The sequence below is a fragment of the Clostridium pasteurianum BC1 genome (genome assembly GCF_000389635.1).
Taxonomy (GTDB): Bacteria; Bacillota; Clostridia; order Clostridiales; family Clostridiaceae; genus Clostridium_I; species Clostridium_I pasteurianum_A.
The window spans coordinates 1419856-1444104 of record NC_021182.1 but is presented as its reverse complement, the minus strand read 5'-3'; the positions used below and the strand labels follow the sequence as shown (position 1 = coordinate 1444104).

The 24249-nt window shown below is 30.2% G+C and carries 29 protein-coding genes and 2 pseudogenes; 7 read left to right on the top strand and 24 right to left on the bottom strand.

Translation table 11 applies throughout. The annotated features are described in order from the left end of the window. Positions 1–41: 41 nt before the first annotated feature. A complete protein-coding gene (locus CLOPA_RS06620) occupies positions 42–1448 on the top strand; it encodes a PLP-dependent aminotransferase family protein (RefSeq protein ID WP_015614689.1) in 1407 nt (468 codons plus the stop codon). Positions 1449–1950: 502 nt separating this feature from the next. On the opposite strand, the gene CLOPA_RS06615 is transcribed toward CLOPA_RS06620, so the two are convergent. The 7 genes from CLOPA_RS06615 to CLOPA_RS06585 all read right to left on the bottom strand — a co-directional run bounded on the left by CLOPA_RS06615 (position 1951) and on the right by CLOPA_RS06585 (position 8549). Further along, positions 1951–2352 (bottom strand): hypothetical protein, encoded by a 402-nt coding sequence (locus CLOPA_RS06615; RefSeq protein ID WP_015614688.1) that lies wholly within the window; start codon positions 2350–2352, stop codon positions 1951–1953. Positions 2353–2449: 97 nt separating this feature from the next. Further along, entirely contained in the window at positions 2450–2656 is a 207-nt protein-coding gene (locus CLOPA_RS06610; protein ID WP_015614687.1) for a helix-turn-helix domain-containing protein, read from the bottom strand. Positions 2657–2778: 122 nt separating this feature from the next. Then, a complete protein-coding gene (locus tag CLOPA_RS06605; protein WP_015614686.1) occupies positions 2779–3003 on the bottom strand; it encodes a helix-turn-helix transcriptional regulator in 225 nt (74 codons plus the stop codon). Positions 3004–3224: 221 nt separating this feature from the next. After that, on the bottom strand, positions 3225–3830 hold the full coding sequence (locus CLOPA_RS06600) for a response regulator (RefSeq protein WP_015614685.1): 606 nt from the start codon (positions 3828–3830) through the stop codon (positions 3225–3227). A 5-nt stretch (positions 3831–3835) separates the two neighbouring features. Then, the gene (locus CLOPA_RS06595) at positions 3836–5668 is read right to left on the bottom strand and encodes an ATP-binding protein (protein ID WP_015614684.1); all 1833 of its coding nucleotides are present in this window, start codon (positions 5666–5668) and stop codon (positions 3836–3838) included. A gap of 3 nt (positions 5669–5671) precedes the next feature. Further along, complete coding sequence (locus CLOPA_RS06590) at positions 5672–6649, bottom strand: alpha/beta fold hydrolase (RefSeq protein WP_015614683.1); 978 nt, start codon at positions 6647–6649, stop codon at positions 5672–5674. 463 nt (positions 6650–7112) lie between these two features. Continuing rightward, positions 7113–8549 (bottom strand): isoform II, encoded by a 1437-nt coding sequence (locus tag CLOPA_RS06585; RefSeq protein WP_015614682.1) that lies wholly within the window; start codon positions 8547–8549, stop codon positions 7113–7115. A 600-nt stretch (positions 8550–9149) separates the two neighbouring features. On the opposite strand from CLOPA_RS06585, the gene CLOPA_RS06580 reads away from it, so the two are divergent. Then, positions 9150–9719: a transposase gene (locus tag CLOPA_RS06580; protein WP_051115614.1), complete on the top strand. Its 570-nt coding sequence runs from the start codon at positions 9150–9152 to the stop codon at positions 9717–9719. Positions 9720–9779: 60 nt separating this feature from the next. Here the strand turns inward: CLOPA_RS06580 and CLOPA_RS06575 are convergent, their stop codons facing one another. Then, entirely contained in the window at positions 9780–10664 is an 885-nt protein-coding gene (locus CLOPA_RS06575) for a LysR family transcriptional regulator (protein ID WP_015614680.1), read from the bottom strand. 185 nt (positions 10665–10849) lie between these two features. On the opposite strand from CLOPA_RS06575, the gene CLOPA_RS06570 reads away from it, so the two are divergent. Further along, positions 10850–11518: an epoxyqueuosine reductase gene (locus CLOPA_RS06570; RefSeq protein ID WP_015614679.1), complete on the top strand. Its 669-nt coding sequence runs from the start codon at positions 10850–10852 to the stop codon at positions 11516–11518. Between the two features lie 57 nt (positions 11519–11575). Here CLOPA_RS06570 and CLOPA_RS06565 read toward each other — a convergent pair whose 3' ends face one another. The 3 genes from CLOPA_RS06565 to CLOPA_RS06555 form a co-directional block, all read right to left on the bottom strand. Beyond that, entirely contained in the window at positions 11576–11965 is a 390-nt protein-coding gene (locus CLOPA_RS06565) for a hypothetical protein (RefSeq protein ID WP_041710822.1), read from the bottom strand. A 149-nt stretch (positions 11966–12114) separates the two neighbouring features. Continuing rightward, positions 12115–13044 (bottom strand): alpha/beta hydrolase, encoded by a 930-nt coding sequence (locus CLOPA_RS06560; protein ID WP_015614678.1) that lies wholly within the window; start codon positions 13042–13044, stop codon positions 12115–12117. Positions 13045–13070: 26 nt separating this feature from the next. Then, positions 13071–13547: a MarR family winged helix-turn-helix transcriptional regulator gene (locus CLOPA_RS06555; RefSeq protein WP_015614677.1), complete on the bottom strand. Its 477-nt coding sequence runs from the start codon at positions 13545–13547 to the stop codon at positions 13071–13073. Positions 13548–13598: 51 nt separating this feature from the next. On the opposite strand from CLOPA_RS06555, the gene CLOPA_RS06550 reads away from it, so the two are divergent. Further along, a complete protein-coding gene (locus CLOPA_RS06550; RefSeq protein ID WP_051115613.1) occupies positions 13599–14015 on the top strand; it encodes a MarR family transcriptional regulator in 417 nt (138 codons plus the stop codon). A 61-nt stretch (positions 14016–14076) separates the two neighbouring features. On the opposite strand, the pseudogene CLOPA_RS26765 reads toward CLOPA_RS06550, so the two are convergent. The 9 genes and pseudogenes from CLOPA_RS26765 to CLOPA_RS25915 form a co-directional block, all read right to left on the bottom strand. Then, positions 14077–14292 (bottom strand): annotated as a pseudogene (locus tag CLOPA_RS26765) (helix-turn-helix domain-containing protein); the annotation flags it as partial. A 67-nt stretch (positions 14293–14359) separates the two neighbouring features. Continuing rightward, a complete protein-coding gene (locus CLOPA_RS06540; RefSeq protein WP_015614675.1) occupies positions 14360–15124 on the bottom strand; it encodes a hypothetical protein in 765 nt (254 codons plus the stop codon). Continuing rightward, on the bottom strand, positions 15121–16047 hold the full coding sequence (locus CLOPA_RS06535; RefSeq protein ID WP_431602568.1) for an ATP-binding cassette domain-containing protein: 927 nt from the start codon (positions 16045–16047) through the stop codon (positions 15121–15123). The genes CLOPA_RS06540 and CLOPA_RS06535 overlap by 4 nt, the downstream gene beginning before the upstream one ends. Before the next feature lie 19 nt (positions 16048–16066). Continuing rightward, positions 16067–16237 (bottom strand): PLDc N-terminal domain-containing protein, encoded by a 171-nt coding sequence (locus CLOPA_RS26760; protein WP_431602573.1) that lies wholly within the window; start codon positions 16235–16237, stop codon positions 16067–16069. A gap of 162 nt (positions 16238–16399) precedes the next feature. Further along, the gene (locus CLOPA_RS06525) at positions 16400–16597 is read right to left on the bottom strand and encodes a hypothetical protein (protein ID WP_015614672.1); all 198 of its coding nucleotides are present in this window, start codon (positions 16595–16597) and stop codon (positions 16400–16402) included. Continuing rightward, positions 16590–17042, bottom strand: a complete 453-nt coding sequence (locus tag CLOPA_RS06520) for a hypothetical protein (protein ID WP_015614671.1) — start codon at positions 17040–17042, stop codon at positions 16590–16592. Before CLOPA_RS06520 ends, CLOPA_RS06525 begins: the two co-directional genes overlap by 8 nt. Then, on the bottom strand, positions 17035–17571 hold the full coding sequence (gene sigY / locus CLOPA_RS06515) for an RNA polymerase sigma factor SigY (protein WP_015614670.1): 537 nt from the start codon (positions 17569–17571) through the stop codon (positions 17035–17037). Before sigY ends, CLOPA_RS06520 begins: the two co-directional genes overlap by 8 nt. 229 nt (positions 17572–17800) lie before the next feature. Then, complete coding sequence (locus CLOPA_RS06510) at positions 17801–18226, bottom strand: GNAT family N-acetyltransferase (protein WP_015614669.1); 426 nt, start codon at positions 18224–18226, stop codon at positions 17801–17803. 275 nt (positions 18227–18501) lie between these two features. Beyond that, a pseudogene (locus CLOPA_RS25915) lies at positions 18502–18594 on the bottom strand (DUF255 domain-containing protein); the annotation flags it as partial. 72 nt (positions 18595–18666) lie between these two features. Here CLOPA_RS25915 and CLOPA_RS26440 point away from each other — a divergent pair. Continuing rightward, the gene (locus CLOPA_RS26440; RefSeq protein ID WP_015614668.1) at positions 18667–18795 is read left to right on the top strand and encodes a hypothetical protein; all 129 of its coding nucleotides are present in this window, start codon (positions 18667–18669) and stop codon (positions 18793–18795) included. Between the two features lie 188 nt (positions 18796–18983). Here CLOPA_RS26440 and CLOPA_RS06505 read toward each other — a convergent pair whose 3' ends face one another. From CLOPA_RS06505 to CLOPA_RS06490, 4 genes are all read right to left on the bottom strand, one after another. Continuing rightward, a complete protein-coding gene (locus CLOPA_RS06505) occupies positions 18984–19700 on the bottom strand; it encodes an ABC transporter permease (RefSeq protein ID WP_015614667.1) in 717 nt (238 codons plus the stop codon). After that, positions 19697–20539, bottom strand: coding sequence for an ABC transporter ATP-binding protein (locus CLOPA_RS06500; protein ID WP_015614666.1), 843 nt, complete (start codon positions 20537–20539; stop codon positions 19697–19699). The genes CLOPA_RS06505 and CLOPA_RS06500 overlap by 4 nt, the downstream gene beginning before the upstream one ends. Next, complete coding sequence (locus tag CLOPA_RS06495; RefSeq protein ID WP_015614665.1) at positions 20539–21333, bottom strand: MerR family transcriptional regulator; 795 nt, start codon at positions 21331–21333, stop codon at positions 20539–20541. Before CLOPA_RS06495 ends, CLOPA_RS06500 begins: the two co-directional genes overlap by 1 nt. Before the next feature lie 125 nt (positions 21334–21458). Then, a complete protein-coding gene (locus CLOPA_RS06490) occupies positions 21459–22076 on the bottom strand; it encodes a TetR/AcrR family transcriptional regulator (RefSeq protein ID WP_015614664.1) in 618 nt (205 codons plus the stop codon). A 387-nt stretch (positions 22077–22463) separates the two neighbouring features. On the opposite strand from CLOPA_RS06490, the gene gatC reads away from it, so the two are divergent. Beyond that, positions 22464–22751, top strand: coding sequence for an Asp-tRNA(Asn)/Glu-tRNA(Gln) amidotransferase subunit GatC (gene gatC, locus CLOPA_RS06485; protein ID WP_015614663.1), 288 nt, complete (start codon positions 22464–22466; stop codon positions 22749–22751). A 26-nt stretch (positions 22752–22777) separates the two neighbouring features. Continuing rightward, a complete protein-coding gene (gene gatA / locus CLOPA_RS06480) occupies positions 22778–24238 on the top strand; it encodes an Asp-tRNA(Asn)/Glu-tRNA(Gln) amidotransferase subunit GatA (protein ID WP_015614662.1) in 1461 nt (486 codons plus the stop codon). Positions 24239–24249: the final 11 nt, after the last annotated feature.

The following is a 24249-nucleotide window of genomic DNA, read 5'->3' as shown; positions in this document are numbered from 1 at the left end:
GATTATTAGTTATTAATGGTATCAGATTAGGAGAATGGAAAATGATAGAAATTACGCCATACTTGGACAGTAATAAAGATGTATCATTATATATTCAACTTTATGAATACATTAAAAATGAAATCCAAATTGGAACAATTAAAGTTGGAGAAAAACTACCCTCGAAAAGAAATCTGGCAAAGCATCTATGTATTGGTCAAAATACGGTTATATCAGCTTATGAACAATTGTGTGCAGAAGGGTATTTGGAAAGCAAACAGCGCAAAGGTATATTTGTTGCAATGACAGAGCATGACTTATTTGAAACCACCCAAAATGTTGTTGAGCTTAACAAAAACAGCAAACAAAAGGATTCATATAAATACAAAATCGATTTTAGTCTGGGTAATATAGATTTGGACTACTTCCCTTACGCTCTATGGAGAAAAATGTCAATTGCTTCTTTAGATGCTGACCAAAGGGGCCTTTTTTTAAATGGTGACTCACAAGGTGAAGAGTGCTTACGAAAAAAAATATCTATGTATATTTTTCAATCAAGAGGAGTTAAATGTTTGCCTGAACAGATAGTTATTGGAGCTGGGACACAATTTCTACTTTCATTGCTGTATAAATTGATTGGAAAAGAATATGAATATGCAATTGAGGACCCTGGATTTTATAAAGCAAGAATTGCCTTAAAAGACCAAGGGGCTATAGTACATCCTATTTCTTTAGATGATGAAGGTATAAATATTAAACAATTAAGGAAGAGTGCAGCAAGAGTTGCCTATGTCACTCCTTCACACCAATTTCCTTACGGAATGGTTATGTCAATTTCACGCAGAATGGAACTTTTAAAGTGGGCTGAGGAAATAGATGGATATATTATCGAAGATGATTTTGATAGTGAATTCAGATATAAAGGAAATCCAATACCATCTCTAAAAGGTTTAGATTCAAAGGAAAGAGTTATTTATACTGGAACGTTCTCAAAATCTCTAATTCCTTCAATTAGATTAAGTTTCGTAGTTTTACCTCAGAGATTATTACAAGTGTATAATGAGCATTTTACAATATATAATCAAACAGTATCTCGATTTCATCAATATACACTATATAAATTCATGAAAGATGGATACTGGTCAAGTCATTTAAATAAAATGAGAACTTTATATCGTAAGAAACAGAAATTGCTTCTTTCTGCAATTAATAACTATATGGGAAAAAATGTTGAAATTATTGGCTTTAAATCAGGGTTACATATATTACTATGTGTTAAGAACGGTATGTCAGAGGAGGAACTCATGCAAAGTGCACACAAACTAGATATAAAAGTTTGTCCAACTTCAATTTATTATAACTTGTATGAAAATAGTCTACCTTCTAAAATTATTTTAGGATTTAGTGGTGTGAAGGAAACGCAAATTGATGAAGGTATTAAATTGTTAAAAAAGGCATGGCTAATATAATTTGTTTTTCGCTATTTATCAATAATATTGATTTGAAGGAAATAATAGATGCAAACAATTAACTCATGAAAGAAATAAAAAAGTATTGTAATAAAAATAGGTTATTGATCATAAGCAGTATATAAGTAATACGTAATTTCCAACCAATCCGACTTAACTTTTAAGAATATTATACCATTAGATACTACTTTTACAAACCTATAACTGTCACAATAAGTAGACCTTTTGTGTAGGCACTATTTAATATCACAAAACTATACATTTTATATTTTGTTACATCACAAAAGTAGTATATAGACTTATGTGATAGTATTTAGAGTTAAATATTGTCATGTGGCTGTTTTTTACATTAATCGTTGCCTTACCCCTTTTGGGTCTGCATAAACAAATTGTGTTCCGGCTGTAATAAAAGCTCCTGCACCTACTGTAATCACTGGTAATTTTTTAATATAAAAAACTGTATTGATTAATTTTTAATCAATACAGTTTCTATGCATTATTATTAATAACTTGTTGGTACTTCACGAGTTCTCACTCCTCTACTTTCATCAAATATAAATTTTTTACCCTTACCTTTTTTATAAGATTGCCTATTCCACATTAAAAATGCGTAATCGCCAATGCTCTCATTTGTATCTATTCCGTAATTCTTTTCTTCCCTAAGTTCTTTAAGATCATCTACACTTAGTAAATTACTATGTTCTAATTCAAATTCGCTATCATTTTTAATGTTTTTCTTTCTGTTTTCTCTGATTTTTTCTAACTTGTCTGAATGATTTCTCTTAAGATACATTTTTAATGTACTTTCCTTTATTCCTAGTTGAATTGCTATATCTTTTTGTTTAAAACCTTTGGTCAGTAAATCAATTGCCTTTTCAGTGTCAAAAATCGATTTTCTTCCCATACATTAGCCCCTATTTTTTGTGACTTTTTTTGTGATTTTAGAGACACTTCTAACCCCTTATATCATCTATTGCTGTATACTAGATTATTTCACTTTCTTAATTATTTTTTTTGTAATCTACTTCTTTAAGTAAATCATCTCCAAAGTAATTTAGTATTTTTTTAAGTTTTAATATAGTTTTATAAGGTGGAGTAATTTTTCCATTTTCATATGAAGATAATGTGCTTCTGCTTTTTCCTATATACGTTGCTAATTTTTCCTGTGTTAAATTTTTTTCAAGTCTTAACATTGTTAATTTTCGCATTTTTTGTTTATAATCCCTCCTTTTTCACTTATAAATTTATATTTTTTTGCATGTTCATTATTCTAAGTTCATATAAAAACAATTTTATATATATGTTTTTATATCAAGTAAATACTCTATTTTTATTTAGATAATTTTCTTTGTATATCTATATCATCGTTTATTAATTCATCTAAAGATATATTAAAAATATCAGAAAGTTTTACAAGATTTAAAATATCAGGATAAATTTTTTCTAATTCCCACTCAGAAACAGCTTGATTTGTAGCATTAAGTTTTTCAGCTAATTGCTCTTTAGATAGTTTATTTATTTTTCTTAATTTTCTTAGTTTTTCAGATAATCTCATATTAATATTTCCTTTCACATTAGCAACGTTTATATTAGTTAAACTAAATAAAAGTTCAGTTTAACTGACTTTATTGTAATTGTACGTCAGTAAAAATGGCATGTCAATAATTTTTTTCAAAAAAATAAAAAAAGAGAAAGACATTATAACAATGTCTTTCTTGACTATATGTGGTAATAAAATAAGTTTATTCGTACGCCTAATCTATTATTCTTTTAATATCATTTTTTTTCTACATCAAGTTCATAACAAAGAATATAATCTGTTGTAACATTATATAATTTAGCTAATTTTATAATGTTTGGAGTAGATGGAAGTGTCTCACCTGATTCGTATTGGCTCACAGTTGTTCTACCTATACCTAAATATTTAGCTATGTCATCTTGAGTTAAATTGTTAATTTTTCTTAATTTTTTTAATCTTTCAGCAGTTGTACAAGATTTATTATTAAAAAAATCTATAGATTTTATTACTCCCTCTATGAATGTTATTAACTTTTTAAAATCTCCACTTTTTTCAAAATAATTTTGTATATTTAGTTTTTCTAATGATTCAGTTCCTGTGATCTCTTCACCATACCCTGTAATCAAAACTATATATAAATCTTTATTTGTTTTTCTTATTTCATTAACTATGGCTTTTCCATTCATTTCATCTACATAGTAATCTAATAATAATATATCAAATTTCTTTTTTTGCAATTGCTTAATAGCCTCTTTAGAGCTTGTAAAACCTTCTATATAATATTTATCTTCAAAGCTATCTTTTATAGCTTCAATAAGTGCTTCGTCATCATCAATTATAATTATTTTTATTCCTTGATTCATTTTTTTCATCCCTCCATGTCCTTTAAAGGTATTTCTACATAAAAAATTGTTTCCTCATCACCTGTATTAAAATATATTTTCCCTTCGAACATAACTTTTACTATTAATTTAGATATATATAATCCAAGTCCAGTACCGTTCTTACCCTTAGTTGTAATCATCTTTTTAAATATTTTTTTCTGTACATTTTCAGGTATTTTATCGCCATTATTTTTTATGTAAAAAATAACATTATTTATTTCTTTATATATTCCGAAAATTACAGTACCATTTTCTTTAACTGAAACTGATTCTATAGCATTAGATATGAGATTATTTAAAACTTGGACCAGAGAGTTAATATCACCCTTAATTTTAATATTTCTTTCTATGTTTATTTTTTTTATAAATTTACATTTACTTTTTCTAATCTGAAAATCCATTAATATCATAATCTTTTTTTCTATTTCTTTTATAGTAAAATAATCCTCATTATCTTTATCATAAGGAGTAACTTGACCTTTAACTACATCTATTACATTAGAAATATAAATCAAATTTTCTGTAATTCTATCACTCCATTTATTAACCTCATCTATTGTTTTTCTTATATTAATATCATTTTGACTATTATCTTTAGTATATTGGTTTATTCTTTCTATATCCCTTTTTATGATTTCAATTCCGCCAGCTGAACTCATTAAGGGTGTTTTTAAATTATGTGCTACACCTCCTATAAGCTGATTTAAGGATAGGAGACGTTCCTTCTCAATTAATTGCATTTGATTTTCTTTTATAAGCCTTAAATTTTTTTTATGGACACTAATATCTTTGAATACAAGTACAGTGCCATGGTATTCATCATATAATATTACTGGATTAGCCTGAACTGCGAAATATTTAATTCCATTATTAGTCTTTATTAGTATTTCCACAGCTTTAATATTGTTAATTTTTGATTCATTTATTATATTTATCAATCTATCTTTATATTTAGATATTTTACTAGAACTTATAATTTCCTTGAAATTTTTATATTTTTTATCTTCTAATAAAAAAGATTTTCTAAATTCATTGTTGAATTCTATAACATTAAGATTTTTATCTAATGTTAAAATTGAATCTGATACAAAATCCATTATATTTTCAAATGCGAAATTGTATTTAGTGAACTTAAATCTAACCCCAAATATTCCATATTTGAATGAAAAATATAAAAATCCCAAAAACATAATAGGCATTATTATAGAATAAATTTCCCAGCTATTTTCTATTCCAAGTGCTCTAAATAGTATTGTAGACAGTGCAAGATAAAGAAAGCAAGGAACAAGTATAAGTAAAGATTTAAATTTATACTTTTTCATCAAGTATGATTTTTCTTTAAAATACGAATAAATCAAAAAAATAATTCCTGCAAAAATATAAGTTACAGACCATGTTGACAATATTTTAAAATATGTCATACGTTCTAAAGGCGTTTTCATAAAATTACTTTTAATTGGAACTAATACAAAATTTAAAAATGGTGGTAGAAACAGCACAAAATATATTATTTTCTTTTTGTATTTATTAAATATATTCGTATGTAATAATCCATAAACCAATATACCATAAGGAGTTAAAAAATAATCAAGTGACATATAGACAGCTGCTATATGATATACTAAATCAACTGTGTTTTGGGTAAGTTTATATTTTGGAATAAGATATATTCTAAAATACGTTTCAAAAACGACAACCAATGTTCCAAGCCCAAGCAAAAAAAACACACCTGATAGCCAAAGACTTGATTTTGTTTTATGATCTTTTATAAAAATTATTACTGCTACCAATAATATTATTATGCCTACAGTTGTCATAAACTACACTCTCTTATCTATAAATTTTAAAACATCTCTTCTAAGTCTATTTTTACAAAGTGCCGTTCCCGAATGACCGCATTTATATATATATCTTTCTGAATTTTGCCAGTTTTGCCATACCAAACTTGTATTTTTATTCAAAACAACTTTATCATCTTTACCAGATATAAGCAGTATTTTATCAATATCTATCACGGGTTTCCTTAAGCTTGGATTGATGATACTCCAATTTTTTTTTAATAAATTATATTCAAATTTATTTTTCAAGAAATCTTTTTTTATATATTTTCCAACCTCAGATTCAAATACTGTAAATGATAAATCATTACCGTAAAACAGTGATACTAACCCGTCAATATTTTCTTCAGTTTCAGCTAACAAATTAGAAACTATTCCCCCTAAGCTTAAACCTATGATTATAATTTTTTCTTCTTTTTCAGTTTTAATATAATTTATTAAAGCTCTAATATCACTTACAGATTGTTGCACAGACTTTAGTGTTCTGTTTACATCTGCACTTATATAATATTCTCCACTATATGATGATGTATCTGGAGTTCTTTCCATATGAAAAGGTTGTACATAATTATAAATGTTATACCTTCTTCCAATAAAACTATCTAGAAAAAGTTTATCTAATCTATGAAGAGTTTCAGATTTCCAACCATGTATAAAAATAATATTTATATTATTACCTGTGCCCAAATATTTTCTATAGTGAAATAACGCTTCTTTATTAGTGTCTTCATTCTCCACTTCACTTAAAAATTTCATTTTTCCTATTTCGTAATTATTTTCAGTTGTATCTTTTTCATAATGTATTTTTGGTAATATAGGCTTTTTATAAAACTTCGAGAAGTCACTATTAAGTTTATTGACTTCCTCCTCATTATAATTAAACTGATCCTTTTTACTGTATTTTTTATGAAAATTATGTAAAGCATAATTATCTGCTATAGTTGATAGTATTTTCATCATAGCAAGTTTCACATCCTTTATTGTGTATTTAAAAATATAATATTCTTCAATTATAACGTATTAAGTATTAAAACATAACTAAATTTATAAAAATAGAAAATGTAATTCAAAATTTTAAGCTGCCATGACTGATCTTTCACTCTGCAGGATTTTTTTGTATTACATTCTCCTAAATCTTTTTTTACATCTACTTTGCCCCTGGTGACACGGATACTCCCTCCACCCCAAATAAATGTAGCAAATAATTTAACCCCCATACCAATGCTATTTGTTGATGAAACATATAGGGGTTTGACCACATAGCCATCAAGCTAAGAGAATTCTATAAGAATAAAGCCATCCATTTAGAATAAAACTAAAATTTCACAAAAGATAGCACCTGGAATTAACCAAATGCTAAACAAATATATTTAAAAGGGATAATCATTACCTGTTATAATTATATATCAAACTATATATAGTCTCATCTTGATTGTACACTAACTTCAGGATATTTAGAAATCATTTCATCAATCAAAGGCTGCTTCATTCCCTTAAGGTGTTTGTTAAAAAATGAAAGTACATAATCATTCATAATTTTCTCCTGCCTACTTCCATCAATAGTACCAAGTATTGAGAGTAATTTTAATGCTGGTACAGTAACAGTGTAATCTGTAAAATCAATATGTTTTGCTCCATTTATCGATATAATAAGATAGTTTTTTTGATCTTTAGAGTATCCTGATGCTAGATAGTTTTTACTATTTCCCTCAGTTAAAATCATAAAAGGCTGCTTAACTTTATTATTTACAGTATCACCAAATGGAGTGCCATCCATATTAATAAATGCTTTGAATCTACTATCTGTAAGGCTTGCTTGTCCTGCTGTAGCACCACCGAATGAGTGCCCGAATAGTCCTAAATTTGACATATCCAATTTATCCTTGAATATGCTCTTAATTTCTCCATTATTAAGCTTTTCTATCTCATCAGCAACAAAACTAGTATCATCACTCCATATATGTACACTCTTTTCTGCTACTTTAGAATTTTGTATCATATATTTCTCAAATTCAGTACTTGTTTTATCTCCTTTAAATTGTTTTGCTACATTGTTAGCGTCATCATTAAATATTTTTATTTGTTTAGCACTGAAAGGTACAATTTTCCCTTGTGGAAATGTACTAGAAGAAGCTTCATAGGTATGTGATATGCTGAATACTACATATCCATGACTAGCCAATTCCTCCATTTGTACTGTGTTTTGTCCACTAAATAGTTCATATCCGTGTGAAAATACTATTACTGGATACTTTTGTTCTTTATTCGAAATCCCTGTATTAAGAAAACTGTTTGTTTTATCTAATTCAAGCTGATTCAATATGTTGGGATATCCTGAAATTTTGCATATATATGCGCTAACTTTGCTGTCTGAAATGTAAGGTTGAACTTTTTTGTCTTTTACTACATTGGCCGGATACCAAACTTGTACTGCAAGTTCCCTAGGCGTATCAGCGTTTGTAAAAATACCCTTTCTTGATTTGTCAGTAAAAGCCATAATCCTTGTTCCTACGGAATATTCCCCATCTGGCTTAGGAAGATTTATAACAGGAAACAGCATTGGAAATGCAATTGATATTATTAATGACATCATAAGAAAAGTTATGCCTACAATTTTAAATACCTTTTTCACTTTATAAATTCCTGAATATATATTAATAATACCTATAACAAGTAGAACTATAGATAAACAATATGCTGGAACCATTTGCAGTCTATATCCCTCAAAAATCAAGCTTAATATGCATGCTGCAACAGCTAATATAGGTAATGTAATCCTTAATTTTTTATACTTTATAAAAACAAAATTGATAATGGAAGCAACTAATGCAATAATTATCAGTACTTCAAAAATTCTCATAAAATCACTCCTTAAAATTCAAAAATTTATCAATACGTTATTTAGAAAAATCACTTACTTTTTTAACGAATTTGGTATTGATAAATATCTTTCTCCAGTATGTTGAAATGTTAATCTTGATTTTGACAAGACCGCTTTCCCCCTTTACAAAACCGAACTTTATAAATTTTACAATTTTTATTATCTAACAACAATTAACACATATTTTATCATTATAGCACAATACTGGATATATTTTTATTTTAATTCAGTTTTGTAATATTGCTTATAAAGGGTAATGACACATAGCCATCAAACTAAGAGGATTTTATAAAACTAGAACCCTCTATTTGTAAAAATGTTATCATTTGAAAGATAATAAAAAACACTGCTGGGGGAACTAATAAATGATAGCAGAAAAAGAATTAAGATTGGATGAAGATATAAAGCTTTTGCAGATGAACTTAAAATATGTTTTTCAAAAGAGGAGATTGAAGAAATAGCGAAAGAAACAGGTTTTGTGAAAAGAAAGGGTAAAATTAAAGCTAGCGAATTCGTTTGTTTATGCTGTTTTATGGATGTAGAAGTAGGAGCTAGCTCAGGAAGTGATAATCTGACATCATGAAACAGATGATTCATGGGGAACGTTATGAAATTAAGGATGTCTATATCGGTAAGGAAAAGAAGCTCAAAACCAGAGTTGTTTTATATAAACTAACAGAAGAGCAGTTGAAAAAAAGATCAGAAAAATGTGAGAAGAATTCTAAAAAGAAAGGTATAGAAAAGAGTGAAAATACAATTGAATTATTAGGGATATCTATTTATATAACTAATATTAAGGGAGACGTTTTAGGTGCAGAACAAGTCCATGAGTTTTACTCCTTAAGATGGCAAATAGAACTAATTTTTAAAACGTGGAAGTCTATATTTCATATACAGGTTGTAAAGCCAGTTAAGATAGAACGGTTTCAATGTCAGCTTTATGGAAAACTTATTCTACTACTCGTGAGCTCTGCTGTAATATTTAAGATGAGGGCTTTAGTTTTAGAAAATAAAGAGCTTGAAGCCAGTGAAATGAAAGTTTCAGAGATAGTTCATGAATATATTGACAGACTATACTTTGAACTTATAAAATTTCCTAATGAGACTTTCAATACATTAAAGTTAGTATTTAAAAATGTAGTTGAGTAACTTTAGACTTTGAACGATCAATTCCTTCACGTATTTCTTTCATAAATTAAATTCTTGAAGTTACAGTTTCATTTCATGTATTAATTCTATGAATGCTTTTAGTGGTGCTGAAATCCATTTGTTTTTATGATAGATTACTTGTGTTAGAATTTCAAAAGCTGGTCCTTTCCAGTTCAATTTTATCAATCGTTGCTGAATGCACTCTTCTTCTACTGCAACTAGTGGTAATAACGTTATACCTAGTCCACTCATTGCAAGCTGTTTAATTGATTGTACATTTCCAGTTTCAATAACAGAACGAGGTTTTATTCCATATTGAGTCAGGATATTCTCAAAAAGTGCTCTATAGCTGCAGCCTGTTTCTGTTAAAATAAGTGATTCACCAGCTAAATCTTCTGGGAAGACACTTTCTTTTTGAGCAAGAGGATGTTCTGGTAAAGACAAAAGTGCCAATGGCTCCGGAAACTCGATTTCTGTAATAAAATCTTCTTCTCTTATTTTCTTCTCAAGAAAAAATGCGACATCAATTGTATTTTCCTTAAGAAAGCGAAAAAAATCAGTACAATTTCCAAATTTTAATGCAATCTCAACATTTGGATACCTTAATCGATATTCTTTTAATATTTTAGGAAGCCACATTACACACAAAGATTCAACTGCACCGATTGATAAAGTTCCACTTATTAAATCTGAATTGCTTATAGCACCTTTAGCATCATTTGAAAGCTTTAATATTTGTTCCGCAAACGGTAACAGCCTCTTCCCCTGCGGTGTTAATGTAATACAATGCCCTAATCGCTCAAATAATCTTACTCCTAATTCTTTTTCTAATAATTTAATCTTCGTGGTTACAGTAGATTGAGCATAATTTAGATTTTGTGCTGTCAATGTAAAACTTTGTAATCTTGCAATAGTTAAAAAGATTTTTAATTGTTTATTATCCAACTTTTTCACACTCCAATTATCAATTTTATTGAATATTTCTTTCAATATTATCAATTTTACTGTTAGATAACTATATGATATCATACTATTAAGCAATAATAAATTCCATTATGTTAAGTTAAAGTAAGATGTAGTTTCAAAAAATATCACTGAGGTGATAACATCAGTTGTGGAGGTTGAGTATCATGGAAGATCGAATTAAAGAAATATTTACCGAGTTAGGAGCAGATATTTGTGGAATTGCAAATGCTGAAAGATTCAAAGATGCACCATTAGGTTTCCATCCGACTGATATATATACGGATTGTAAATCAGTTATTGTATTTGCAAAGTGTATGCCGAAAGGACTCACTTATGTCAACCCACGATTAGCTTATGCTAAGGCAACGGACATGAATGTTGATGAATTAGACCGCATAAGTTATGTAGCCTCTGTAGAAATTGAAAAATTAGGAGGAATAGCAGTTCCTGTACCATCAGATTCTCCCTATGAATATTGTAGTGAAAATATGGAAGGTAGGGGATTGCTATCAATGCGGCATGCAGCAATGCTTGCTGGTATAGGAAGCATGGGCAAGAACACTCTTATAATAAATAAAAAATACGGCAATATGATTAATATTGGAGCAGTATTAACAAATTTAGACTTGAAATCAGATTCTTTCTCTGAAAAGATGTGTATTGAGGGCTGTCATCTATGCCTGGATAACTGCCCACAGAAGGCACTTAATGGACAAACAGTAAATCAAAAGTTGTGTAGAGAATATACTTACAGTAAAAATGGAAAGGGTTTCTCATTATGTAATTGTAATAAATGTAGGGTTATCTGCCCAAAATCATTAGGTGAGATATAATATAATTTAATATTTTTAATAACATCTTATTACCTTTTCCCCTTTCCCTTACTAAAATTAATTGTTTTCTAGAGCATGGATGGATTTGCTTCTGAAGGTGATAAGGGCCAATATCACCACGAAAACTCCAGAAATCATAAATAGCAAACCAATACCCCTGCCCTGCCCTGTACCAATAATCTTTCCCACTGTAGGAACAAGAAATCCTCCATCACTTAATAAGGGGTTAAATACATAGTCGGCCAATAACGCAGCAATACTGTAAGCTACAACAAAACCCAGTTGTGATAATATTCCCACAATACCCCACACTCGACCCTGTTTATCATTAGCAATGTTTTTCCGAACCAAGACATCAGCACTGATATTGACAAATGTCAGGGGATAGAAAAACAGGAATCCAGCCCCGCCGATAAAGTAAATGTTGGCTTTCGTGATCCACGGCATTTTTATAAGTGCTCAAACTTTATTATATACAACAATAAGTCGGCTATGACCTACTTTAAACGAGGGAATAATTTTAATGCATTATCCCGGTAAATAGCACGACATTGTTCATTTTTCTCCTTAACCGTTAATTATTGTATTTGATGAATTTATTTACTAAAAACTTCACTCAATTTTGTACATACTAAATCAAGGGCATCACGTGCTTCTTCCAGTGTTCTCTGCATATTAAAGAAGCCGTGGATAATTCCATCATATCTCTTAAGGCATACTTCAATCCCAGACTCAGATAAACGCTGTGCATAATGCTCGCCCTCATCTCTTAACGGGTCATATTCTGACGTAATAATGCATGCAGCAGGAAGACCCTCAAAGTTATCTGCAAGCAATGGTGAAGCTAATGGATTTTTAGCCTCGCTTAAATTTCTTAAATACTGTTGAACAAACCATTCAATGCCTTTAGTTGTAAGCCTATATCCCTTAGCGTTTTCCACTCTGGATTTAGGCTTCGTTTGCCCAAGTAAATCTAACATCGCATTAATAATCACCTGATAAGTAATCGAGAATTCTTTCCTTTCCCTTGAAAGTTGGCAAATTACTGCACTAAGAGTTCCGCCTACACTATCACCTCCAATAGCAATTTTATCAGAATTTATATTTAGCTCTTTGGCATTTTCAAATATCCATTTTACAACTTGGTAACATTCTTCTACCGGCTCCGGAAATTTATGTTCTGGTGAAAGACCATAATCTATAGATATTACAGTGCAGTTTACATTATTTGCTATTTTACGGCATATAGAATCGTAAACTTCAATATTTCCAAGTACAAATCCACCACCATGAATCCAAATAAATACAGGATGGATACCTTTGACTTCTGAATAATAAACTCTTATTGGGGTATCTCTTTTAGAAGTTTTAACGACACGGTTTACTACAGTACCAACCTCTAGCACATCTCCTTTAAAGTCATCCCAACTCTTACCATACCATTCTCTTAACTTATCAACTCCTAGAGAATACATGTTATCAAAATCTGTGTCTAATAATTTTTGAAATTTTGGATTTAACGGCATTATTAATTCCCTCTTTCATGTATATTTTATTGTTTATCTTTATTACTATCATCTATTTTATCTTCTAATAATTCATTAAAAACAGCATTTCCAGCTCTTCCTGCCATGGATTGCAGTCCTTTAAAAACAATATTTTTGGTTTCTTTATCCATTCCTTCTGTAAGAAAATCTATCCATTTTCTCAAAGATGAAAAAATTTGTTCTTTGCAATCTTTTCCTTTGCCAGTTAAATAGAGCTTCTTAGCTCTTTTATCTTCTTTAGAAATTTTTCTCATTAAAAATCCTTTTTTTTCAAGTGATTTTATAGACCTTGCAGTTGCTGCTTTATCAATTAATAGCATTGATGATAGCTTCTCTTGATTGATTCCTTCATTGCCATATAGATTCAGTAAAAAGATACATTCTGAAAAACTTATGCCTATGCTCTTATAAGCAATAGTCATATAATCTTGAGATTGTCTGTTCAATATTCCAACAAGTCTTGCAAAATTTATAAGTTCCATATTTACCTCCTTAGTTGATTCACTCAACTAAATTATAAGCATAATGGTTGAGTGTGTCAACTACTCTTGAATTTTTCCTTGAAAATCACTATACTTGCCAATATTACTCCTAATCAGAGTGAAGTATTAATGATTTTATCTAAAAAAGAGCCCTTATCTCTTAAGGAGTTGGGAGAACTTTTGATTTGTGAAAGCAAGAGTCCTAGCCGATTGGTACAAAGACTTGTGGATAATGGCTTTGTCTATAAAAGTAAGGAAATCGATGATAATCGTAAGTCCGTTTTACATTTGACGCAAGAAGGACGGAGGCTAATTCCATTAATAACTGAAAAGAAAATGATTTTTAATCAAGTACTATCTGACTCTATTGCGGATAAGATTGATATTAGTGTATTAAACGATGTCTTACGTACTCAAATTAAGGATACAAACAGCGAAGAAAAGATAGAAATTCGAAAAGATATCTAGGAAAAAACAAATTCAGACCACACTATTTATGGTCTGAATTTAGAATTGAGTCTCTATTGCTTTACCTATCCGATTCTCTTATATATTTCTGTCTGAACTCACTGGGTGTTTCATTTCGGCATTTTTTAAAAAATCTACTAAAGTAATTACTGTCATTGAACCCTGTATCCATTGCAATTTCAGCTATGGTTTTGTCGGTTCCCAGCAAGAGTTGTGTTGCCTTCTGAACACGCATGCGATCCAGAAATTCCATTGGCGGCAGCCCAGACACTGTCTTGAAAACTCTCGAATTGTGCTATTAATTGAATAAATAGTCCATGCAACTGAAATTCTCTCATAGTATACTAAATTATTTCAACATGATTCATTCTATACACAGTTGCTATTAAAAAAACACCTGTAAGAATAGCAGTAAAAAAAACAGTAAAGGTGGTGTCATTAAATGTTAAAGCTGAACTGTCATTAATTAATTTGTAAGGAATAAATTTATCTATTTGAGGTAGTTTTATAATCACAGCACTGGCATAGCCTATAACTAGAGTTACTATTCCAGCAGGTAAACTTTTTTTAATAAAGCTGCTAAAAAATAGAACAAGTGCTATATTAAAAATAAAATATAAACTTACTAACAGTGAAACAGTAAATAATTTGCTGGTTGTCACATCTGAGCTTTTAAATAGAATTCCTGCATAATAATGATTAATAAATATACCGACAGTAGTTAGTACTAAAACAGATATGGAATAATTTATAAACTTACTGATTACTATGAACAGTGGTGATGCTCCCTTGGAATATGGAAAAACCAGCTTTTGAAGAGTAATTTCTTCTGCTATGCTAGTACATACAGTAAAAACAATGAACATAATGCTTATTTGATATAAACTTGAAATAAAGCTTTGCAAACAGTATTGTATAGTCATAAGTTTGTCAGCGTTAATAGCATTAGCATCTATACCTGACTGGGATTTCAGGATTATTGGCATAAGCTTTAGCATAATAGGTCCTGAAACAGCAAAGAGAATTATGCCAACAGCAATTATTAAATATTTGTACTGTCGTAAGGCTTCTAATATTTCTTTTTTTATATATGCTTTAAAAGTATTCATTCCTTTATCACCATCCTCATAAATATGTCTTCAAGATTGGATTTTCTAATATTGTAAGATAGAACTGTGCAATCGGTAGCTAATATAAGCTTCAAAAGTTGTTTTTTACCTTCATCTATATTCTTCACGTAAATAGACAGCAGATTATTGCTGCTTTTAATATTTTCAATTAAAGGCTGACGAAACAAAGTTTCTGTAAGAGTACTAATATCTCCTTCAACTTCTACATCAAAAATAGGTTGTATATATTTTTTTTCTAATTCCTTAAGATTATCAGATATTAGTATTTTACCCTTATCTAAAATACTTACTTCATCACAGACTCTTTCTATATCATTTAATATGTGTGAGGACAAAAATACAGTTATTCCTTCTGCTTTCAATTTTTCTATTAAAGATAAAACTTCCATTCTTCCTTCAGGATCGAGAGCTGAAGTGGGCTCATCCAAAAATAATATTTCTGGATGATTAAATAGAGCTACTGCTAGTCCAAAACGTTGTTTCATACCACCAGAATAACCAGAAAGTTTTCGCTTAGCAGCACTTTTAAGTTGGACTATCTCTAGAACTTCATCCGCTCTTATAGATACTTCTTTAGGTGACATTCCACTTAAGCTACCTATAAATTTCAGATATTCATATCCAGTCATATAGCCATAAAATACTGGTGCTTGAGGCAGGTAACCTATAGTTTTTAATAGTTGTCTTTTATTAGTGTTAAAATCTTTTCCATTTATAAATATATTTCCAGAGTTATAGTTTATAAGCCCTGTAAGTATATTCATAGTAGTAGTTTTCCCAGTACCGTTCTTACCAAGAAAGCCGTATATACATCCCTTTGAAACCTCAAAGCTAATGCCCTTAAGCACTTCAAAATCGCCATATTTTTTTATTAAGTTTTCAACCTTTAGCAAATTAATCACTTCCTTCCAAGAAATACTGCTAGTCTTTTTTTCTGCCTATTAATAGATAACCTAAAGGACCTATAGTGCTAATGACTAATATTATTATGAACCATATATATTTTGGGAAAAATTTGACTTTGTCTTTATACAGTCTGTAAAAACAAAATATTTTCAAGCAAAATTCCAGTATAATAAGAGGAGAAAGCATTTTTACAATTTCAATTACAGTCATTCCATTAAACATAATTATCATCCCTTTCTTGTAGTTTTAAATAATAATTTTTTATTCTACAAATATAACGATAAAGGAAACAAAAAGTTCACTGAAAATAAAAAAATCTTTTCTTTTTCGGAAAAGATTTTTTATATATTATTTTTCTTTATGCCTATCAATTATTACTCTGGTTACAATTAAATATATAATTAAATTACTAGGAACATTTAGTAGTCCAAATATACCCCAAAGCCAGTAGTATTTTTCCCCTCTTTTTTTTGCATCATTATATATCCAAAAGCCTTGAGTAAGTAAAATTATGGCTAAAGCTATAATTAATAGTATTTTATTCATTATGATTCCTCCTCAAGCTGTATTTCGTAAGAGGAATCAAGGACCAAGGCATAATGAAAGCAAGTACTATTTGGAAATAAATCACAAACTTTATACCAAGTTTTAAGAAAACAATGCTGAATGCAGATAATATTAAAATTGAAGTTATTATAAAATATATATTTTCCTTAAATGAATTTTTCTTAGCTCCTATTTGCTCAGCTTGTTCTATTATTTTTAAAGTATCTATATTAATATTAAAATCGATATTATCAACTAAATCTATTTTTTCCAATGCTGAATTCATTTTATCTTCAAAAGCTTCTAAATTAACTGATTTATCTAAAGTATCATTATTTTCATTTATCTGTTCTTCATTTTTTGCTTTATTTAACAGGTTTATATCATAGGCTTCGTTATATCGCTTGTCAATAAGCGTATTTATAAGCTTTTCTTTTTCATTCATTTATCATACCCCTTCTTTCTAACTCAAGGATTATATATTTAACACTGTAATGTAACCTGGAGCGAACAGTGCCTACAGGGCAATTAAGTATTTTGGAAATCTCCTCATAACTATAATTGTAGAAATGTTTTAGTATGAATACTGCTCTTTTTTCATAGGGCAGACACTTAATAACTTGAAGAATTTCTACGTATTCAAGTTTTGAAATTGCGGCATCTTCAGGATTGCCTGAATCAGAAATCATATTTTCATCAAGTATGGCTAAGTGCTTATCTTTTCTTAAGTTATCCCTGTATAGATTAGTTGCTATGGTAATAAGCCAAGTGGAAAATTTTGCTTTAGGAGAAAATTTTTTTATATTTAACACTGCTTTTAGCATGGTTTCCTGCAAAATATCCTGAGACAGCGTAGGGTCACCAGTCATTTTAATAATATAGCCCTTTACAAGATTATAGTTTTCAGTGAGCAGCAGATTTAAAGCAGACTTATTTCCTTGCTTAGCTTTTTCTATTAAAACTAGTTCATCCAATAATTCACCTTCTTTGCTAATAATATAACGTTTAAGTAAGGCAAAAAGTTCATTTGTGTTTAAAAAATATAAATATTTATAAGTGCTAATATCTATAATATAATTGAAGATACATCAGTTCAATATAGCAGTAGTTAAGTAAAATTAAGGTAGCTATTTAATTCAGTTTGCTTAGTCCTGTGAGAACATTGTGAACTATATGTACTAAAGGTCTTATTGATGTTACTTATTATATTTTTATTTTTATCATCATTCCGTTACCTTCTTTTTCATTAGGACGGATTCGAAATCCTAACTTTTGATAGAATCCTTCTTTACCTTTTGCTGCCATTAACCCGGCCGTAACGGTTGAATTTGCTATACTATTATTTTTAATATAATCAAGTAACTTTTCAACAACCAATTTTCCAACTCCTTTTCTTTGAAACTCTGGCTTGATGCAAACATCTTGTATATAAAATATCCTCGCACCATCACCAACTAATCTACCCATTCCAATAACTTCTCCTCCTACACTTATAGAAATTAAATATATACTATTTTCAATAGCCTTCTCAGTTTGTCTAGTGTTTGGCCTTCCAAAACCTACCGCTTCCTGCAAATTACAAAATTGTTCTGCAGTTAATTTATTTTCTAATAATACAATATTGTCCATTTTATTTAGACCTCCTATTGAAAAAGTATTGATTATCCTTGCTTCGCTTTATTTTACAAGTGTATACTAATTTATAGTTTATTTATATGACAATTATATCATCAATTTCAATATAATGTATATAATTAAACAAGCCTTCTTTACAAGCTATAGAGGACTTTAATAAAATGGGTTATTATTTAATTAAGAAGACAAAAGATAATAATATAGAAAATAAAAGCTCAATACAAAAAACAGCTTAAAACATTGATTCCCAATATCTTTTGTTTTTATATAAATTGCAGTAATTGGGTTACATGACACCAGTGATAGGTAGAATATCCTATACTTAAAAATATTGGTTTATCTTCTTCTTTTGCTTTTGCAAATATTTTTTATTATATTTGTTAAAAATATAGCTGATAAGTTACTATATTTTTATGAATAGGAGGAGTAAAAAAATGAATAGAAATAAAAAGACTAAAAATGTCAAACAAAATAAAGCCATAAATAACATTACTGAAAAGACTATGGATATGAATGTCACAAAAACAACTTTTCATGATGGTTCTCCTGCTAAAAACAAGTAGTTACTTTTAGCTAAAAAGGTAGTTATATTATTGAAAAATAAGAGAAGGAATATATTATATATGTATAGTATATTCCTTCTTTATATGTTATATGGATAACCTGTTAATACTTTTGTTTATAACTTTTAGTTCAGGAAATTAGAATATTATGAATTACATTAACCAAAGATTATGCTCATTAGTTTATATTATTCTAAACCAATTTTTGATAGCTTATACCCACTGATACAAATTGATACAAACATGATAACAACAAGCGGTATTAGAAGTCTGACATCAAGAACTTCACTTGTCATAAGCTTAAAACCCCATCTAGCAGGGAAAATCATACCTACAGTTTCAAGTACCTTTGGGAGCATATTTACAGGGAACATAATGCCAGACAGCATAATTGAAGGTAAAAATATAAACTGTGATACCATTGTGAGCTTTGATGTGCTTTTGATAAGCAGTCCGAGTACCGTTCCGACTGCCAAACAGACTATGATGAAAATTGTAAGAGATAGCAAATAAAGAGCTAAATTTACAGGAATTTTTGCATCAAAAGCCAGTGGTGCTATAAAAAATATCACAATACTTATAATAAAAAGATGAACAAAAGCCGAGATGAAGTTGTTGATTAACGCTACCCATAAGGGCATACCACCCACCTTGTATGCCTTTTTTATTTCACTGCCATACAACTCCACCAGTGGTGTTGGTGCTCCTAAAATAGCTCCCATTGTCACCCCGAATACCGTCATAGATTGGATTAATGTATCCTTTGCAGTAGGGTTTATTGATGAAAAAATTCCACCCATAAAAACAAAGAATACAAGCGGTACTACATAATAGGTGAGCAGTACGCCTTTGTTTCTAAAGTCAAGTTTCCACTGTAGGACTACTCCATATAAAAATGCACTCATGATTTACCCTCCCTTGCTATGTCCATAAATCTTTGTTCAAGTGTGGCTCTTTCAATTTTTACATCAAGAACGGTATTTTGTGTTTGCTTGCAAATTTGAAGCAATTCAAGCAAGGTATCCCCAATATTTACAGAAGTAAATACCCAATATCCTTGTTCGTAGTCAGCGTTTTTCAATGGTCTTTCAGTTTTGATGTGAATTCTACATTGATCTTCCATTTCACTGGTCAGTTCGGTTGTTGTGCCTATAAAAGCAATTTTTCCATCTTTGAGGATAGTAATTCTATCGCAAAGACTTTCTACCTCTGCCATATCATGACTTGCCATAATAATGGTTTTTCCTTGCTCTTTCAATTTCCGGATTTGTGCATGGAGGAATACCCTGCCCTCTACATCAAGTCCCGCAGTCGGTTCATCAAGGAATATGATGTCGGGATTACCAATGAGTGCAAGTGCTAAATGCAGCCGCCTTTTTTGCCCTGTAGACATTTCTTTGTATTGCTTGTTTTTTAGCTGTGCAAGTTTAAAAACATTAAATAACTCAAGATTTGCTTGTGCTTTGTTCCACTTGCAAACCAATTGATACGCCTCTATTGCCTTAATATTTGCAGGGAGTGATGAGGATTGAAGCTGCACCCCTATATTTCCGTTTACCGTAATATTTCCGCTGTCATATTTTCGAATACCCTCAATACATTCAAGGATGGTGGTTTTTCCTGCTCCATTTGTACCAAGCAAGGCAAAAATTTCACCACAATTTACAGCAAAAGAAATGTCTTTGATGACGGTATTTACTCCATAGCTTTTTATTAAATTATCAATTTGAATAGCTATACCCATTACTCCACCACCTCCATATTTGGAATTACTATCCCTTGATTTTGAAAGTAAACAGGCAATGCTTTCCCGATAAACTCATCGGCTATTGCCTGTTTTTCTTTCCACTCGTTGTTGCTCCAATCTTTTTTGTTTTCATTGAACTTTTCAAGCGCTGGTAGCATACTCATATCGCCACCTGTAAACTCCATTATCATGTTCCACCACTCTTTAGCAATCTCTTGCCCCTTGTCACTTTCGGGGGGTTCACCACCAATTTTAAGCTGCGCAGTTTCGTCACACAAGCTCTTCCATTTTGCAAAAAGTGCTTTTCCGAATTCCTCTGTAAAATGGTTTCTAATGTGTATCATGAGTTTGTCATCAAACAATTTAACAATCCAATAGTTTTCATTTTTTAGCTGTAATAACTTGATAATATCGGCGTACTTGTTAAAGTCCACCGTCTGCATTTGTTCAACTTCATCTTGCAGAGCCTCTATTGCTGATAGTTCCTCGGTTAGATTTGCAATTTTTTCCTTGATGATTTGTGCTTGCTCACTCAAAACATTTGCAACCTCTTGTGGTGTATCAAGAGATATTAAGTGATTTTTGATATCGTCAAGCGAAAAGCCCAAAAATTTCATAGATAAAATCTGATGAAGCTTTACCATATCCTTATTAGTATAAAGTCTCCTGCCGCCCTCGCTTTGTGCAGACGGTTTCAGCAAACCCTCTTTGTCGTAGTATTGCAGTGTGCGAACGGTGGTATCCATTTTTTTAGCAAGATCGCCCACAGTCATAAGCTCTTTGTTTTGCATTATAAATCACCTCTACTTATATAGTACTATATGACGTAGCGTAACAAGCAAATGTTTTTTAAATTTAGTAAAATTTTTTTACTAAATAAATTCGTATTATATAAAATAATCCTTTAGAACAAAGTTTAATCAAAAGTATCCAAATTTAATAAATTTAATATAGTTTCTATAAGGAGCTCTTTCATAACATCATAGTTGATTACATCACGTTTATTTAAGACTACTGAATCAGAGTACTGGTCTATCATGTGATATATCATATCTACCTTTTCATGAGGATGGGAAATAGAAAAACCAAGTGATGGTAAGGCACCTGCAATTGCAGATAAAAACTGATTTTTAAACTGATTCATATATTCTGCCACATCCGGATCGGAATGACGCATAGCTTGAAATTCTTCATGGACCGCCTTAGATATTGTGTGAAGCTGAATATCCTTGTCAATAATGTCAGACAAAAAAGCTTCTAATTCTTTTCTATCTTTGGATAAATGTAATTGTTTTATCATTTCAGCGTCAAACTTGGGAACAACCTGGTCCATGACTGCTAAAAGAATTGCTTTCTTATCTTGAAAATAATGATACACAATGCCGGTGGAGACACCGGCTTCTTTTGCGATTTCATTCGTATTGGTATGATGGAAACCTTTTTCGCAGAAAAGCTTAAATCCTGCTTTTGCAATTTTCTTTTTCTTTTCTATGGAACGTGTCTGACGTGGTTCTCTGATTTTTGCTTTAGCCATAATATAACTTCCCTTTGTACATTTTCTTTTTCTTTTCCTATCGTGCTTGTGCAAGTTCATTATAAAGGAGATTTTTTATTTGGTCAACAAAATATGAGAAAAATATCACATTTTTGTTGACAGGCATATAACGCTGTGATAAGATTCAAGTTAAATATGATATTTATATCATATTATAATCTTTAGAATAGAGATAAAAACTATACATGTAATACATAACGGATTAAGGAATGTGGTATATTGGCTGACTAAAATGGAAGGAGAAATCAATATACAATCTTATGCATTAATTAAACAAGTGGAGGCGGTATTATGTAATTAGTAACTTATCGTATTGGAGAAATTGAATAGTTTGCAAATATAAGTTAAAAGAAAGAGAGGAATAATATGTCAGTTTCCAAAAAAGATGTTGAGTATGTTGCAGAACTAGCAAGATTAAGTTTTTCTCAAGAAGAAAAAGAAAACCTAATTGGAGATTTAAATAGTGTACTTGGGTATGTGGAAAAATTAAATGAATTAGACACAGATGATGTGGAAATCATAGTAAATCCATATTATATTGAAAATAAATTTAGGGAAGATGAGATAGAACCTTCTATGGAACTTAGTTCAGTATTAGATAACGCGCCAGATAAATTAGAAGAATATGTAGTTGTTCCTAAAATAATAGAATAGTGGTTTTAGATAAGGAGGTTTTTTCAATGGAATTGCATAAGCTTAAAGCTCATGAGTTAAAAAGTATGATAAAAAATAAAGAAGTTAAAGTAGAAGAAGTTACAAAGGAATTTTTAAATAGAATACATAAAACTGACCAAAAAATAGGTGCATATCTATATAAAGCAAAAGAGGAAGCTATAAGTTCTGCAAAAACTTTAGATGAAAAAATAGCAAAAGGAGAGATATTAGAAGGTTTAGGCGGAGTTCCTGTTGCTATTAAAGATAATATAAGTGTAAAAGGAATGCAAAATACTTGTGCTTCAAAAATTTTACAAGGTTACACATCTCCTTATGATGCTACTGTAACTGAAAAAATTAGAGAGAACAACGGAATCATACTTGGTAAGCTGAACATGGATGAATTTGCTATGGGTTCATCTAATGAAAACAGTGCATTTAAGAAGGTGGTAAATCCATGGAATGAAGAGTTTGTTCCTGGGGGTTCTTCTGGTGCTTCAGCAGCTTCTGTTGCCGCTTTTGAAACTCCACTTTCTCTTGGAACAGAAACAGGGGGGTCTGTTAGACAGCCAGCATCCTTTTGTTCTGTTGTAGGACTTAAACCTACTTATGGAAGAATATCAAGATATGGAGTAATTGCTTTTGGTTCAACTTTGGATCAAGTGGGCACTATTGCAAGAGATGTAGAAGATTGTGCCCTATTAACTCAAAATATTGCAGGTGTAGATGATAAAGATTTCACAACAGTAAATATCCCTGTTCAAGATTATACAAAGAGTCTTACAAAAGATTTAAAAGGTAGAAAGATCGGTATACCAGTAGAATATTTTAGTGAAGGCTTAGATGATGTTGTAAGAAAAATAATTGATGAAGCAATTAAAGTATTAAGAGATAGTGGTGCTGAAGTTAAAGAATGTTCACTTCCTTTGTCTGAATATGCTCTTGCTACATACTATATAATATCCTCTGCAGAGGCATCTTCAAATCTTGCTAGATTTGATGGTATAAGATTTGGTCACAGATCTAAAGAAGCTAAAGATGCAATAGATATATACTTTAAATCTAGAAGTGAAGGTTTTGGAAGAGAAGTAAAAAGAAGAATAATGCTTGGAACTTATGTGCTTTCAGCTGGTTATTATGATGCTTATTATAAAAAAGCTTTGAAGGTTAGAAATTTAATAAAACAAGATTTTGAAAGAGTACTTAAAGAATTTGATGCGGTGATTTCTCCTGTATCACCAACTACTGCTTTTAAGTTCGGGGAAAAAACTAAAGATGTTCTTTCTATGTACTTATCAGATATTTATACTGTACCTGTAAATATTGCAGGATTACCAGCAATATCTGTACCATGTGGCTTTGTAAATAATCTTCCTGTTGGACTTCAATTTATTGGTAACTATTTTAGAGAAGATACATTATTTAATTTAGCTTATGGATATGAATCTGCAACAGAATGGCATAAAAAAAGTGCTGTAATTGAGTAAGGAGGATTAGT